Below are 15,100 nucleotides of genomic sequence, written 5' to 3'. Positions count from 1 at the left end.
GCCGCTCCGGGTGCGGGCAGGTTTCCGGGCGCTTCGCGGCGTCCGCGAAGAGATTGAGAAGCGCCCGGCTACCCCGGTAAGAGTGGCCGAGCACACCCTGACGGATGTCGGAAGTTGGTGGCATCATGGGGCGCATGCCGGAGATGCCAGAAGTGCAGGCGCTCGCCGATTTTCTTGCGACGCGTCTTCGCGGCGTGAGCATTACGCGCGTGAATCTGGCGGCAATTTCTGCGCTGAAGACGTTTGATCCGCCGCTCGAGGCGATTCGTGGTTCCGTGGTTCGCGATGTCACCCGCCACGGCAAGTTCGTCGATATTTCGCTGTTCAGCCCCGATGAAGACCTCCATGTGGTGTTTCATCTCGCGAAGGCGGGCTGGCTACGTTTCGCCGAGCAGATCTCCCCCGCCGTCATTAAGCCAGGCAAGACCCCGATCGCCCTGCGGGTGGTGTTTAGCGATGGTTCGGGTTTTGATCTGACAGAAGCCGGAACCAAGAAGTCGCTGGCGGTGTACGTGGTGCGTGACGCGCAGGTCGTGCCCGGTATCCGCACGCTCGGCCCCGATCCGCTCGCCGCTGACTTCACGCGCGAGAGCTTCGCCGATATTCTCCGCGACAGACGCACCCAGATTAAGGGCGTGCTGCGCGACCAATCGTTGATCGGCGGCATCGGCAATGCGTACTCCGATGAGATTCTGCACGCCGCGCGGCTGTCCCCGTACGCATCGGCAGCGGCCCTCAGCGACGACGACATCACGACGCTCTACACGGCCATGAAAGATACCCTGCGCCATGCGATCGAGCACGCGTCAGGCAAGCCACCTGCCGAACTCAAAGACGCCAAGCGCGCCGGTTTCGCCGTACACGCCCGCACAGGTCAGCCGTGCCCGGTGTGTGGCGATACGGTGCGGAGCGTCTACTTTGCCGACCGCAGCCTTGAATACTGTCCGACGTGCCAGACCGGTGGCAAGATCCTTGCGGATCGGCGGCTGTCGCGGCTACTGAAGTAGCCGCTGTTACGCGCACCGCACGTCATCGCACGTCGTCGTCGACCCAGTCCAGCGTTTTCGTGATTGCCTTCTGCCAATTGCGATACAGGCGCTCCCGCTCTTCTGGTTCCATCGCCGGCGTGAATCGTCGATCCTGTTTCCAGTGCTGCGCGAGTTCTTCGCGGGATTCCCAAAATCCGATCGCCAGGCCTGCGGCGTACGCCGCTCCGAGCGCGGTCGTCTCAGCGACGACAGGGCGCACCACGTCGACGCCGAGAATGTCAGCTTGGAATTGCAGGAGGGTGTCGTTCGCGGTGGCGCCGCCATCGACACGCAGCTCGCTCAGCTCAACGCCAGCGTCAGCGTTCACCGCCCCGAGAACGTCGCGGGTTTGGTACGCGATGGACTCAAGCGCCGCGCGCGCAATGTGCGCTTTTGTGACGTATCGAGTGAGGCCGACAATCGCACCGCGCGCATCCGGTCGCCAGTACGGCGCAAAAAGGCCAGAGAACGCAGGCACAAAATACGCTCCGCCATTGTCTTCGACGGTGTCGGCCAGGGTCTGCACTTCGCTCGATGAGGAAATGATTCCGAGATTGTCGCGCAACCACTGCACGAGCGATCCGGTGACGGCGATGGACCCCTCAAGGGCGTAGCGGGCAGGCTCTGACGCGAGCTTGTATGCGACGGTCGTGAGCAAGCCGTTGCGGGACGGAACAATCTCCTCCCCCGTATTAAAGATGAGGAAGTTGCCCGTGCCATAGGTGTTCTTCGCTTCACCAGCGCGGAAGGCGGCCTGGCCAAACGTGGCGGCCTGCTGGTCGCCGAGAATGCCGGTAATCGGGGTACCACGCATCAAGCTCTGCGACGACGCTTCACCGAACAGTTCACTCGACGAGCGAATTTCGGGCAACAGCGAGCGTGGCACGTTAAACGCGGCCAAGATCTCGTCATCCCACTGCAGGGTTTGGAGATCCATGAACATCGTGCGGGAGGCGTTCGTGACGTCTGTCGCGTGTACGCCGCCGTTGACGCCGCCTGTGAGGTTCCACAGCACCCAGGTATCCGTCGTGCCGAACAGAAGCTCGCCGCGCTCCGCAGCGGCGCGCGCACCCGCAACGTTGTCGAGAAGCCACGCGATCTTCGTTCCCGAAAAATACGTCGCTAACGGGAGACCGACCTGAGCCTGAAAGCGGTCGAGGCCGCCATCGGCCGCCAGCCGATCAACGATGTCTTGCGTGCGGGTGTCTTGCCACACGATGGCGTTGGCGATCGGCTTGCCCGTGTTCTTGTTCCATATCACCGCGGTTTCACGCTGATTCGTGATGCCAATAGTGGCGACATCGTGACGCGTCACGTTGGCTTTTGCGAGTGCCTGGCCGATGACTTCGCGAACATTGCCCCAGATTTCCATCGCGTCGTGTTCGACCCAGCCTGGGCGCGGAAAAATCTGCCTGTGCTCTTTCTGACCGGACGACACAATGGTTCCGCTGCGGTCAAAAAGAATTGCACGACTCGACGTCGTCCCCTGGTCGATCGCCATGATGTAGGTGCTCACGTGTACTCCATCGTCCTGTGTCATTCGAGGTTAGCCGGATGCCACCGTGCGAGCGTGCCCATTCCCCCACCCTCAGCATGCGAAACACATTTTGGTCGGCGAGAAACATGCGGCCCGTGCGTGTTTCGCCGACCAAAATGTGTTTCGGGATAATTGCGTGGTTTGGGAATGACTGAGCGTCGGCGGCGTTGAATACACTCGAACGTGCGTGCGCTTCGCGCTCGCCGACGCCGACCCGAACGAGGACCAGTGAGCACGACTGCAGCAGAAGACGCCGCCATGGCGCAGGCGCTCGCGCTCGCCGCCCAGGGGCCGCGCGGGGTCAACCCTCAGGTGGGCGCCGTCATTCTGGCCGCAGATGGGTCGGTGCTCGCCACCGGCTACCACCGTGGCAGCGGCACCGCTCACGCCGAGGTAGACGCACTTTCTCAGCTCGACGCTGGCCAGGCTCGCGGAGCGACCGCCGTCGTCACGCTTGAGCCCTGCAACCACACCGGTCGCACCGGCCCCTGCGCACTCGCGCTCATCGACGCCGGAATCGCCCGCGTTGTCTACGCCACGAGCGACCCGGGCGCGGTCTCAGGCGGCGGTGCCGAGCGGCTGCGTGCCGCCGGCGTCGACGTGGAAAAGGGCCTGCGTGAAGGTGAAGCCCGTGAGCTGATCGCGTCTTGGCTCACGCGCACACGACTCGGTCGACCGTTCGTGACGGTGAAGTGGGCGCAGACCCTCGATGGTCGTGCTGCCGCAGCCGACGGAACCAGCCAGTGGATTACCGGCGCCGCCGCCCGCGCCGACGTGCACCGCCGTCGCGCCGCAGCGGACGCCATTGTCGCGGGCATCGGAACCATCCTGGCTGACGATGCCGCGTTGACGGCGCGCGATGGTGACAACCTGCTCCCCACCCAACCGCAACCCGTCGTTGTCGGCCACCGCGAGGTTCCGCCCTCCGCCCGCGTGCGCCAGCACCCGCGCGAGATGATTCACGTGCGCGAACACGACCCCGCTGTGATTGTTGCCGACCTGCACGAACGCGGCATTCACTCCGTTTTCATCGAGGGTGGTCCCACCGTTGCCAGCGCCTTCTTGCGCGCTGGCCTCGTCGATGAACTGCTGGTCTATGTCGCCCCCGCGCTCCTCGGCGGGCCCCATGTCGCGCTTGATGAGATCGGAATTGGCACGATCGCCGACATTATGCGGTTTCACCGCCCCGAGGTGACAATTCTGGGCGAGGATATTCTGATACGTGTGACCCGTGAGGCGAGTGCTGATGGTTCCGGTTAGCAATCCCGCCACCAAACCCGCATCCTTGCCCACCCTTCGCTTTAAAGGAGGCTCGCTGTGAGCCTGTCCCCCATTTCTGACGCCCTTCATGCTCTTCGTGCTGGCACGCCCGTCATTGTCATTGACGACGAGCTGCGCGAGTCTGAGGGCAGCGTCGTGTTGGCAGCTGAGACGGCTACGACCGAGACGCTTGCCAGCATGGGCCACTGGATGGGCGGTTTGATCGGTCTGCCTGTCTGCCCGCAGCATGCTGCCGTGTTGAAGCTCACCCCGACGTCGCCGTCGCTGGCTCCAGCAGCCGGAGCCGACGCTGAAATTCGTGCAGAAGCGCTGCGCGCAATTGCGGCAACCGACAGCGCTCTGGAGCACCGCCCTTGGTACCTGGTGCCGCTGATCGCGGCTGAGGGTGGCGTCACCGCTCGCGCCGGCCACACGGAAGCAACAGTTGATCTCCTCAAGCTCGCGGGGCTGACCCCGGTCGGCGCGCTGGCCGAGTTGGTGGCCCGAGACGGCCAGACCCTGCGCCCGGACGAGCTCCTCGCGCTCTCCGCCGAGCGCGACTGGCCGATCGTTTCGATCGCCGATCTTGTCGCTTACCGGCGGCAGCACGCAACCGACGGTAGCGAACCGACTCCCCGACCCCGCCGGGTATCGTTGCGGGCCGAGGCCACGGTTCCGACCAATCACGGCACCTTCCGCTTCCTCGCGTTCAAGGATCACGTGACGGGCATGGATCATCTCGCCATCGTGTCTGGCGAGCTCACCGATACCGCGCTCGTGCGTGTGCACTCGGAGTGCCTGACGGGTGAAGCGTTTGGGTCGCAAAAGTGCGAGTGTGGCCCGCAGCTCGATGCGGCACTGCAGGCGATTAATGCCTCCGGCGGCGTCGTCATTTACATGCGCGGTCATGAGGGTCGCGGTATTGGCCTGATCAACAAGCTGCGCGCGTACAGCCTGCAAGAAAAGGGTCTGGACACTCTCGACGCCAACCTCGCGCTCGGCTTGCCTGCCGACGCGCGCGACTACGGTGCGGCAGCCGCCATGCTGCAAGATTTGGGCGTACAGAACGTGCGGCTCCTCACGAACAACTCCAACAAGGTGGCTCAGCTCACTGATCTTGGTCTGACGGTCGTGGAACAGGTTCCGCTCGTCGTCGGGGTGGGGCCGAACAACCACGGATACCTCGAGACGAAGCGTGACCGCATGGGGCACATCATCGCCGACGGACGCCTCGAAGCAGCTATGGCGGCAACGCCGCCGAGCACCGACGCGGAGTAATCGCCGCTCAAGTAGGCGCTCGCGCCTGACAGGAGTAGGGTTGTTTCGTTGTCGGGCACCAATCCGACGATGAGGTGACGCAGTGTTGAGCCGCCAGGCACAATACCCCTGTGCCTGAGGTTCCCCTTCACCGCCGTGTCCGACGCCGACACGCACTTGAAATTCGAAGAGGAATCATGTCGACGACATCCACCAAACCTGCGAACTCACGCTCCCGCGTCATCACCGCGAGCTTGATCGGTACCACGATCGAGTTCTACGACTTCTATGCCTATGCGACGGCGGCCGTTCTGGTCTTCCCCGTTTTGTTCTTCCCCAGTTCCGACCCCACCGCGTCGCTTCTCGCGTCGTTCGCGGTGTTCGGCGCGGCGATGATCGCTCGCCCCATCGGCGCGGTGATCTTCGGTCACTTTGGTGACAAGTACGGGCGCAAGGCGACGCTCGTCGCTTCACTTTTAACGATGGGTGTCGCGACCTTCCTCATCGGTTGCCTGCCAACGATCAACCAGATCGGTTTCTGGGCTCCCGCGCTCCTGCTCCTGCTCCGTCTCGCGCAGGGCTTCGCGCTCGGTGGTGAGTGGTCGGGTGCGGCGCTCGTGGCGACGGAGAACGCGCCTGCCGGAAAGCGCGCATGGTACGGAACCTTCCCGCAGTTGGGTGCACCGCTCGGCTTCATCATCGCCAACGGTTTGTTCCTGTTCATCAACTTCGCCCTCCCCTCCGACGACCCCATGCAGAAGTCGCAGGCGTTTTTGGACTGGGGATGGCGCGTTCCGTTCTGGTTCAGCGCCATCATGGTCATTGTCGGCCTGTGGGTGCGTTTGAAGCTGGTCGAGTCGGATGCCTTCAAGAAGGCGGAATCGAAGGGAACCATCCGCAAGGTTCCGGTCGCTGAGGCGTTCCGCCGCTACTGGTGGCAGATGATTCTCGGTACGTTCCTGATGCTGGCGACCTACGTGCTGTTCTACCTCATGACAAACTTCACGCTGACGTTTGGAACGAAGCCTCAGACGTTGCCCGCGGGCGGCGACCCCGCAACCTTCGTTCCTGGCCAGGGCTTCGCTTACACCGACTTCGTGCTGATGCAGATCGTTGGTGTGGTGTTCTTCGGAGTCTTCACGATGATCTCCGGACCGTTGGCTGATCGCTTCGGTCGCCGCAAGACGCTGATCTGGGTGACGGCTGCCATCGTGCTGTTTGGTTTGACGTTCTCGTTCTTCCTGATGCCGCGCGAGAATCCGGCAGGTGCTGGCACGTTCTGGTTGACGCTGGCCTTCTTGATCATCGGCTTCACCCTGATGGGTCTGACGTTTGGCCCGATGGGTGCGCTGTTGCCTGAGCTGTTCCCGACCAACGTTCGCTACACCGGCTCGGCCATCGCCTACAACGTGTCATCGATTCTCGGTGCAGCGCTGGCTCCGATCATTGCCCTGGCGTTGCTCGGCACTGCGGGCGGTAACCCGTGGCTCGTCGGCGTGTACCTTTCGGTGATGGCGGTGCTCACGCTGATTGCCGCGATCCTGATGCGCGAGACGAAAGACTCCGATTTCGCAGGCGACGCCGGAGAAGAAACTGGTGGTGCCAGCGAGACTGGCGACGTTTCTTCGGCCGCTTTGCCGTAGTCGATCGTACGAATGGAGGGGCTGGTATCCGTTGGGGTACCAGCCCCTCCATTCGTATGCGTGGGCAGATTCGCCGCTAGTCGAGGAACAGTGCCCGCAACCGCTTCGTCGTAAACAGCAGCCCGACCGCGATCATCACGAGGTAGTAGACGACGTGCCAGAGCATGCCCATGTGCAGCGCTCCGGTGGTCAGCCCCCTGATGAGTTCGACACCGTGCCAGAGCGGGAAGGCCTGAATGATGCCCTGCACCCACTCGGGGTAGTTGGTGATCGGAAAGAGTGTCGCCGAGAACAGGAACATCGGCAGGAGCACCATGTTGATCCAGTCCATGTGCTGAAACGTTTTCATGTAGCTCGTGACGGCCATGCCGAGGCTTGCGAAGCCGAACGCGATGAGGAGCACCGCTGGCAACGCGAGCACGGCCGTCCATGACAGGTTGAGCCCCGCGACCTGCATGATGATGAGGAAGCCGCTGGCATAAACCAGCCCGCGAAGCATCGCGTACATGATCTCGCCCAGGGCCACGTCGAGCGGGCCGAGGGACGTAGAAAGCATGCCCTCGTAGAGCTTTCCGTAGTTGAGTTTGAAGAAGACGTTCCACGTGGAGTCGTAGATCGCGCCGTTCATGGCGCTGACGGCGAGCAGCGCTGGCGCGATGAAGGCGGCATATTCGACTTTTGTGCCGTCTGCGAGGGTGATGAGCCCGATCATGCTCCCCAACCCGATGCCCATCGATGCCAGGTAGAACACCGGCTCGAAGAATCCGGAAAGCACGACAGCCCAGCTCGATGAGCGCGCCGCGACGAGGCCCCGCTGCACGACAGCAAGCGGGTTGCCTGCCCACAGCGCCCGTACGCCGCCAGCGCGCCTTCTGGTTCCGCTTTCTGTCAGGGTCATTTCTCGAGCCTTCTCGAGAACATGCGTCGGGCCATGAGGTACCCGCCGACGGCGAGGATGACGAGGTAGGCGATGTGGATCCACATCATGCCGGTACCGATAGGTTTGCCGTACATGGCCATGCGCCCGAGCTCGGAGGCGTGCCAGAGCGGTGATATCCATCCGATCCAGGCGAGCCACCATTCCAGGTTGGTGAGTGGGTAAAACGTGCCGGAGAAGAGAAACATCGGCATGAAGATGAATCGTTGCACGAGGGCGAACTGGCCTTTGTCATCTTCAATGCTCGCGGCGTAGGCCATCAGGGGTGTGCCGAATGCCAGACCGGCGAGCACGCCGATGCCGATCGCGAGCCACCCCGTGGCGGGGGTTTCGACGCCGCCGAAGATCCACACGATGAGGTAATACGGAACCGCGGCTGCCAGCATGCGAGACGCCGGTGCGAGGGCGACGCCTGTGGCGATTTGCGCGCTGGAAATGGGCGATGCGGAGAATCCGAAGAAGTAGAGCCGCCATTTAAACCCGCTCATCACGGGGTACGTCATTTCTTCGGTGGCGACCGCGATCGTGGCGGCGGCGATGAGGGCGGGCGCGACGAACACCAGGTAGCGTACCGAGACTCCGCCGTCATCGACAGGCGTGGAGATCAGGGCCGCCAGGCCGAGCGCCAACCCGAACAGATAGAGCAGGGGTTGACCGAGGGCGCTGGCGACAATCGTCCACCCGTACGCTCGCATCGCGCGCACCATGTGTTCAAGCACGTAAAACCAGCCGAATGCACGGGGCTTGCGCGCAGCGCGGATCGCCTCGGCGCGGAGTTCGTCGAGGGTGGGGTGCTGCGCCCGCGATGTGGCGCTGGACCGGTCAGTACTCATTCGATCAGCGATCGTCCGGTGAGACGCAGGAAAACGTCTTCGAGGCTGGAACGGCGCACGAGGGACGTGAGCGGATGATGCCCGAGTTCGACGATACGATTCAGCGCACCGTCACCGTCGTTGGTGTAGATCAGGACGCGATCGGGAAGCACCTCAACGCGATCTCCAATGCCTTCGAGATGCGGCGCGATTTCGGAGTTCTTCTCAGACCCGAACCGTACTTCGAGAACCTCACGACTCGAGTAGCTGCGAATGAGCGACGCTGGTGATCCTTCCGCCATGATCGCACCCTTGTCGACCACGATGAGACGATCGCATAATTGTTCCGCTTCATCCATGTAGTGCGTTGTCAGCACCAGCGTGGTTCCGCGTTCTTTCAAACGAAACAAGCGATCCCACAGCACGTGACGAGCCTGCGGGTCGAGCCCCGTTGTCGGCTCATCGAGCAGCAGAATGCGCGGGTCGTTGATCAAGCCGCGTGCGATCGTGAGGCGCCGCTTCATGCCGCCGGAGAGGTGATCGACCTTCGCTTTTACCTTCTCTTCGAGCTGCGCGAACGCGAGGAGCTCGTCAGCCTTGCGCCGGCACTCGGCTCCGGAGAATCCGAAGTATCGCCCGTACATATAGAGGTTTTCGCGCACGTTGAGCTCGGCGTCGAGATTGTCGGATTGCGGAACCACGCCGAGTCGGGAGCGAATCTCCGGACCGTAGTCATTGGGGTCAAGGCCCAGGATGCTGAGGTCGCCGGACGTGCGGGTGGAGACGGCGCCAATCATCTTCATTGTGGTCGACTTGCCTGCTCCGTTCGGGCCGAGTAGGCCGAAGGACTCGCCCGGCGCCACGTCAAACGTGAGGTCGTCGACGGCGACGAACTCAGGCTTGCCCTTGACGGCGTAGGTCTTGCGCAGGTTCCGCGCTGAAATCACTGCTTCTGGCACGGAGAAAACTTACCAAGATGCACCGACATTGGATACGGGATGTGGGTGGGTGCCTGCTTTGGCCCGCGGGAGCTGTCGTCGTGTCATGCGTGGGTTGAGTTTGTGAATCGCTCGCCCGGCGCTGCACTTCCCCTTCACTGGCCAACGCCGTGCGCCACTCGCCGGCACTGCGTATCGCTTGCTGGCACGACGAATCCCTCGCTGACATGAGGCGCTGCTCGTTGACACCGTGCGTCACTCCTCCGCACTGTGCGTTGCCGACCGACACTGCGTGCCAACTATCGAAAATAGGAATCGCCTGCCGACGCCATGACCCGCTCCACCGATCCCGCCCGACTCTGGCCCTCGCTTACGCGATCTCTCCGCAACTTGCCAAATTCACTAGAACCTAGCTCCTATACTCAAATGCAACTTTCTTCATAAAACCCTTGCGTCATTCGAATCTGTGTTCTAAAATGGGGGTATGACCAATCCACACCTCACCCCTCTTCTCGAAGCCGTTGCGGCGCTCGAGTCGGCGTGGTGCGATGCGGAATGTGGCACCGATTTAACCCGCACGCAGTTACTGGCGGTGAATGCCGCGATGGGAACATTGCAACGAAGGTTTGACGGGCTCCGCGCGGAAGTCGCTGCAGGAATCGAGCATGAATCCCGTCCTGAGTTGGGGCCGGATGGGCTCGCGAAGCAGCAGGGTTTTCGGAACTCGGCGACGCTGATCGCGGCAACCACCGGTGGCACGACCGGCGATGCGTCAAAGCTCACCAAACTGGGTAAAGCGACCGCGCCGCGGTCGAACCTGCTCGGTGAGAAGTTGCCGCCGAAATATCCGGCAGTGCAAGACGCGCTGCAGCGGGGCACGATTGCCGCGGCCGCCGGGTCACTGATCGTCGCGATGCTTGACCGTGCCCGCCTAAACGCCAGCACCGAACAGATCGGTGAAGCCGAAGCTCTTCTGGTGGAGGGTGCTGCGGGGTTGTCGTGTGATGACGTCCGCAAACTCGTCACCCGGGCCGAAGCCTGGCTAAACCCCGACGGTGTCGAACCACGTGAAGATGAGGCCCGTGCCAGCCGGTCACTGACCATGTTTGAACGTGACGGCTCCTTGTTCGTGAACTTCCGCACCGACGTCGCGTCGGGCGCCCCGATTAAGAATGCGATCCAAGCCTGGGTCACTGCGACCTTCCAAGCCCGCAACTCCAACGCCCACGCCGCCGCCGGTCACAGTGAAACGTGCGAAGGCACCGCCACCGGGGACGCTCCCGAGGGGTGGACCATGCCGGGTGACGATCGTCGCACCGTCGCGCAACTCCAAGCCGACGCACTCACCGCGATCTGCGAGCACCTCACCGGATGCGACAACAACGAACTCCCCCTCACGGGCGCGACTGTCATTGTCCGCGTGAGCCTTGATGACCTCACCACCGGCACCGGTGTCGCGACGATCGATGGCACGGATCAGCCGATCAGCATCAGCACCTGCAGGCAAATGGCCGCGAGCGGCGGTGTCATCCCCGCAGTCCTCGGATCCGACGGTGAAATCCTCGACTGGGGTCGTGAAAAGCGACTCTTCACGAAGGCGCAACGCCTCGCCCTCGTCGAACGAGACGGCGGATGCGTCATGTGCGGGCTCCCACCCCAAATGACAAAAGCGCATCACATCCGATGGTGGCAGCGAGATACCGGGCCAACAGATCTCAGCAACGGGGTCCTGCTCTGCACGAGCTGCCATCACCGTATTCATGACAATGGCTGGAATATCCGTGTCGACGGCACGAAACGCACCTCGAAAGTGTGGATCATCCCACCCGCCACCGTCGACCCGACACAAACCCCACGCCTCGGCGGCCGCGCCCGATACGACATCGCCGCCTAACGACACGGCCACCTAACAACACGCTCCCCTTCGCCTGACTTTGGCCAGGCGATGTTCCACCGATCTCAGCCACGCGTAGCTCAGCATGTCCGCCGCATCCCGCGGCATCTCATTGCAACGCATCGCAACCGCAACGCATCACACCACCGCACCACACCGCACCACACCGCAGCACATCACATCACCGCAAAAAGATGTTCGCGTCGGTGGGCCTAACCGGAGCAAGGCGACCCACCGACGCGAATCGTTCCCGTGGCTTCGAACGGTAACCGGAGCAAGGCCCGTTCGGTGCCACGTATTTCCGTGCGAGCGCCTCATCACCGGAGCAAGGGTGAGACGCCTGCACGAGTCTTTATGCGGAGGCAGCCTCCAAGCGTGTGCGCAACGCGGTGAGCTCGTCTGTCAGCGCCGCCGGAACGCGACCCTCAAACGTCTCGTAGAACTTTTCCGTCAGATCTGCCTCGTGAGCCCACGACGCAGCGTTCACGTCAAACAGCTCAGCCAGATCCTGGTCCGAAACCTCGATACCTTCGAGATTCAGATCGGCGGTCTTCGGCAGACGGCCAATCGGGCTGTCCACAGCCTCAACCTGACCCTCAATGCGACGAATAATCCAGTCAATGACACGCGAGTTGTCACCGAAACCGGGCCACAGGAAGCGACCGTCGGTACCCTTGCGGAACCAGTTGACCTGGAAGATGCGCGGCGCACGGTCGAAGCGGAGCGATGCGCCAACCTTCAGCCAGTGGCCGAAGTAGTCAGCCATGTTGTATCCGCAGAACGGCAGCATCGCGAACGGGTCGCGACGCAACTCGCCAACAAGACCCTCAGCCGCGGCCGTGCGCTCAGACGAGATCGTCGAGCCGAGGAACACCCCGTGCGTCCAGTCTGTCGCCTCAACAACGAGCGGAACGTTCGTCGCACGACGGCCACCGAACAGAATGATGTCCAGCGGCACACCCTGCGGCGCATCCCAGTCCTCGGAAATCTGCGGGCACTGAGCAGCCGACACCGTGAAGCGGGAGTTCGGGTGCGCGGCCGGGTGGCCCATGTCAGGAGTCCATGGGTTGCCCTGCCAGTCCGTCAGCTCGCTCGGAGCCTCATCGGTAAGGCCCTCCCACCACACGTCACCGTCGGGACGAAGCGCAACGTTCGTGAAGATCGTGTTACCCCACAGCGTCTCAACGGCGGTGACGTTGGTCGACTCGCCAGTGCCAGGAGCAACTCCGAAGAAGCCGGCCTCCGGGTTGATCGCCCACAGGCGGCCGTCGTCACCAGGGCGTAGCCACGAGATGTCATCACCAAGCGTCTCCACCGTGTAGCCAGGGATCGTCGGGCGCAGCATCGCGAGGTTCGTCTTACCGCACGCCGACGGGAACGCCGCCGCAACGTGGAACTTCTTGCCTTCGCGGTTAATCACGCGAATCAGCAACATGTGCTCGGCGAGCCATCCGTTGTCGCGGCCCAGAACCGAAGCGATACGCAGGGCGAAGCACTTCTTGGCGAGAATCGCGTTGCCACCGTAACCCGACCCGAACGAGTGCACCTCAAGCGCCTCGGGGTAGTGAACGATGTACTTGTCATCGTTGTACGGCCACGCCTTGTCCTGCTGACCAGGTTCAAGCGGCGCACCGACGGAGTGAATCGTGCGTACCCATTCCTGGCCGTTGGCAATCTCACGCACAACGTCGTTGCCAACGCGGGTCATGATTTCAATCGAAACAACGGCGTACGTCGAGTCCGTAACCTGTACACCGATCTGCGAAAGCGGGCCACCAACCGGCCCCATCGAGAACGGAACCACGTACATCGTGCGACCGCGCATCGCGCCGTCAAACAGGTCGTTCATCTTGGCGCGCATCTCAACCGGGTCAGCCCAGTTATTCGTGGGGCCCGCATCTTCTTCACGCTCAGAAGCGATGAAAGTACGACCTTCAGTGCGAGCAACATCGCTCGGGTGCGAACGCGCGAGGTAAGAACCAGGACGCAGTTCCTCATTCAACTTGATGAGGCGGCCTTCGCTCACTTGCAGATCAAGCAGGTACTGGTTTTCTTCCTCGGAACCGTCAACCCAGAAAACCGCGTCGGGCTTCAGGAGCGCAGCAACCTCGTCAACCCAGGAAACCAGCTCAGCAAAAGCTTCCCCCGAATACTCGGGGCGCTGACCGAAAGAACGCGCGGGCGCCGCATGGGCTCCACGCGTCGGGCGAGCTCCGAAGGCTTCAGCAAGAGCCATAAAAAACTTCTCCTTGGGTTGCGGAATGTAACTCCTCCATCAAGAATGCGTGACTGATCGAGGTAATTTCGGCAAAATGGAGGTGAAAGAATCGTGGTTCTTTACATATACTCAAGACATGCCATCCGCCATTGAACTCGCGACCCTGGGCCACCGGATTCGACACCACCGGCTTGAAATGGGTCTCACGCTCGACGAACTCGGCGCCAAAGTCGGCGTCGCTGGATCCCAGCTCAGCCTGATCGAAAACGGCAAGCGCGAGCCCAAGCTCTCGCTCCTTCAGGCGATCGCGCAGGCAACCGAGACGGCGGTCACCGACCTCATCTCCGGCGAACCGCCGAACCGCCGCGCAGCCCTCGAGATTGAACTGGAAAAGGCACAGACATCTGCTGTCTTCCGCCAGCTCGGTATTCCGCCCGTTCGCGTATCAAAGTCGATGAGCGACGAAACCATCGAAGCCGTGTTGGGTCTGCATCAAGAGCTGCACCGCCGCGAGCGCGAAGCCATTGCCACGCCGGAAGAAGCCCGCCGCGCCAACACCGAGCAACGTCTGCGCATGCGGGAGAAGAATAACTACCTGCCCGAGATTGAGAAGCTCGCCGAGAAACAACTCAAACTCGCTGGCCACGTCTCAGGCGCGCTTAGCCACCGCTCCGTGAGCCTGATGGCCGAGCAGCTCGGCTTCGAACTCATCTACGTCTCCGACCTGCCAGAGTCAACACGATCGATCACCGACATCGAGAACGGCCGCATCTACCTGCCGCCTGCATCGATCCCCGGTGGCCACGGCTTGCGCTCAATGGCGCTGCAGGCGATGGCCCACCGCCTCCTCGGACACAAGCCACCGACCGACTACGCCGACTTCATGCGCCAGCGTCTCGAGATCAACTACTACGCCGCATGCTGTCTCATGCCGGAGACCGCCGCAACCGCTTTCCTGCAGCAGGCAAAAAAGGACCGTAACCTCGCCGTTGAGGACTTCCGCGATGCCTTCGGCGTGACCCACGAAGCAGCGGGTCTCCGTCTCACGAATCTCGCCACCACTCACCTCGATATTCAGCTGCACTTCCTGCGCGTTGATGGTTCCGGAGCCATCTCCCGCGTCTACGAGAACGACGGGCTGCCGCTTCCAGAAGACGTCACCGGTTCGGTCGAGGGCCAGATTGTGTGCCGTAAGTTCTCGGCGCGCACCGCGTTCGAGCAGACCAACCGTACGATCGAGCACTACCAGTACACCGATACGCCGGCCGGAACCTTCTGGTGCTCCACGCAGACCGGTTCGTCCAAAGATGGAGACTTCTCGATCACGGTGGGTGTGCCCTTCGACGACGCGAAGTACTTCCGTGGCCGCGAAACGCAGTCGCGCGCGGTATCGACGTGCCCAGACGAATCGTGCTGCCGACGCGCCAACCCGGATCTCACCGACCGCTGGCAGGGCAAGGCGTGGCCGAGCGCCCGCGTGCACACGCACATTTTCTCCCCGCTCCCCCGCGGTGCCTTCCCCGGCGTCGACGACAGCGAGGTCTACGAGTTCCTGGATCGCCACAACGGCTAATGC

The 15,100-nt window shown here is 62.5% G+C and carries 11 protein-coding genes; 6 read left to right on the top strand and 5 right to left on the bottom strand.

Features of this window, described 5'->3' with window-relative positions:
* Positions 1-134 precede the first annotated feature (134 nt).
* Positions 135-1,007 (top strand): Fpg/Nei family DNA glycosylase, encoded by an 873-nt coding sequence (locus tag KTJ77_RS03050; RefSeq protein WP_217338299.1) that lies wholly within the window; start codon positions 135-137, stop codon positions 1,005-1,007.
* Between the two features lie 22 nt (positions 1,008-1,029).
* Here the strand turns inward: KTJ77_RS03050 and glpK are convergent, their stop codons facing one another.
* A complete protein-coding gene (glpK, locus tag KTJ77_RS03045) occupies positions 1,030-2,544 on the bottom strand; it encodes a glycerol kinase GlpK (RefSeq protein WP_217337037.1) in 1,515 nt (504 codons plus the stop codon).
* Positions 2,545-2,793: 249 nt separating this feature from the next.
* Between glpK and ribD the strand changes: the two genes are divergently transcribed.
* The 3 genes from ribD (at position 2,794) to KTJ77_RS03030 (ending at position 6,725) form a co-directional block, all read left to right on the top strand.
* Positions 2,794-3,825 (top strand): bifunctional diaminohydroxyphosphoribosylaminopyrimidine deaminase/5-amino-6-(5-phosphoribosylamino)uracil reductase RibD, encoded by a 1,032-nt coding sequence (ribD, locus tag KTJ77_RS03040; RefSeq protein WP_367948808.1) that lies wholly within the window; start codon positions 2,794-2,796, stop codon positions 3,823-3,825.
* A gap of 57 nt (positions 3,826-3,882) precedes the next feature.
* On the top strand, positions 3,883-5,103 hold the full coding sequence (gene ribA, locus KTJ77_RS03035; RefSeq protein WP_217337036.1) for a GTP cyclohydrolase II: 1,221 nt from the start codon (positions 3,883-3,885) through the stop codon (positions 5,101-5,103).
* Positions 5,104-5,279: 176 nt separating this feature from the next.
* Positions 5,280-6,725 (top strand): MFS transporter, encoded by a 1,446-nt coding sequence (locus tag KTJ77_RS03030; protein WP_217337035.1) that lies wholly within the window; start codon positions 5,280-5,282, stop codon positions 6,723-6,725.
* 76 nt (positions 6,726-6,801) lie between these two features.
* Here KTJ77_RS03030 and KTJ77_RS03025 read toward each other — a convergent pair whose 3' ends face one another.
* Genes KTJ77_RS03025 through KTJ77_RS03015 form a run of 3 tightly spaced genes read right to left on the bottom strand, consistent with a single transcriptional unit; the run spans position 6,802 to position 9,433 of the window.
* Positions 6,802-7,623 (bottom strand): ABC transporter permease, encoded by an 822-nt coding sequence (locus KTJ77_RS03025; protein ID WP_217337034.1) that lies wholly within the window; start codon positions 7,621-7,623, stop codon positions 6,802-6,804.
* Entirely contained in the window at positions 7,620-8,495 is an 876-nt protein-coding gene (locus KTJ77_RS03020; RefSeq protein ID WP_217337033.1) for an ABC transporter permease, read from the bottom strand. Before KTJ77_RS03020 ends, KTJ77_RS03025 begins: the two co-directional genes overlap by 4 nt.
* Positions 8,492-9,433: an ATP-binding cassette domain-containing protein gene (locus KTJ77_RS03015; protein WP_217337032.1), complete on the bottom strand. Its 942-nt coding sequence runs from the start codon at positions 9,431-9,433 to the stop codon at positions 8,492-8,494. The genes KTJ77_RS03020 and KTJ77_RS03015 overlap by 4 nt, the downstream gene beginning before the upstream one ends.
* 463 nt (positions 9,434-9,896) lie before the next feature.
* Here KTJ77_RS03015 and KTJ77_RS03010 point away from each other — a divergent pair, with 463 nt between their 5' ends.
* On the top strand, positions 9,897-11,306 hold the full coding sequence (locus tag KTJ77_RS03010; RefSeq protein ID WP_217337031.1) for an HNH endonuclease signature motif containing protein: 1,410 nt from the start codon (positions 9,897-9,899) through the stop codon (positions 11,304-11,306).
* 352 nt (positions 11,307-11,658) lie between these two features.
* On the opposite strand, the gene KTJ77_RS03005 is transcribed toward KTJ77_RS03010, so the two are convergent.
* Positions 11,659-13,542 carry a phosphoenolpyruvate carboxykinase (GTP) gene (locus KTJ77_RS03005; RefSeq protein WP_217337030.1) on the bottom strand — a complete coding sequence of 628 codons (1,884 nt, stop codon included), beginning with the start codon at positions 13,540-13,542 and terminating at the stop codon, positions 11,659-11,661.
* A 118-nt stretch (positions 13,543-13,660) separates the two neighbouring features.
* On the opposite strand from KTJ77_RS03005, the gene KTJ77_RS03000 reads away from it, so the two are divergent.
* Positions 13,661-15,097 (top strand): helix-turn-helix domain-containing protein, encoded by a 1,437-nt coding sequence (locus KTJ77_RS03000; protein WP_217337029.1) that lies wholly within the window; start codon positions 13,661-13,663, stop codon positions 15,095-15,097.
* The last annotated feature ends 3 nt before the right edge of the window (positions 15,098-15,100 follow it).

It is taken from the genome of Microbacterium sp. NC79, assembly GCF_019061125.1.
GTDB lineage: Bacteria > Actinomycetota > Actinomycetes > Actinomycetales > Microbacteriaceae > Microbacterium.
This window is presented reverse-complemented; position numbering and strand designations above follow the sequence as displayed.

Bases quoted from the DNA above. Each gene is read 5' to 3' on its own strand.
- KTJ77_RS03020 (WP_217337033.1), bottom strand. From the start codon at position 8,495: ATGAGTACTGACCGGTCCAGCGCCACATCGCGGGCGCAGCACCCCACC.
- KTJ77_RS03050 (WP_217338299.1), top strand. From the start codon at position 135: ATGCCGGAGATGCCAGAAGTGCAGGCGCTCGCCGATTTTCTTGCGACG.
- KTJ77_RS03025 (WP_217337034.1), bottom strand. From the start codon at position 7,623: ATGACCCTGACAGAAAGCGGAACCAGAAGGCGCGCTGGCGGCGTACGG.
- KTJ77_RS03030 (WP_217337035.1), top strand. From the start codon at position 5,280: ATGTCGACGACATCCACCAAACCTGCGAACTCACGCTCCCGCGTCATC.
- KTJ77_RS03000 (WP_217337029.1), top strand. From the start codon at position 13,661: ATGCCATCCGCCATTGAACTCGCGACCCTGGGCCACCGGATTCGACAC.
- KTJ77_RS03005 (WP_217337030.1), bottom strand. From the start codon at position 13,542: ATGGCTCTTGCTGAAGCCTTCGGAGCTCGCCCGACGCGTGGAGCCCAT.
- KTJ77_RS03010 (WP_217337031.1), top strand. From the start codon at position 9,897: ATGACCAATCCACACCTCACCCCTCTTCTCGAAGCCGTTGCGGCGCTC.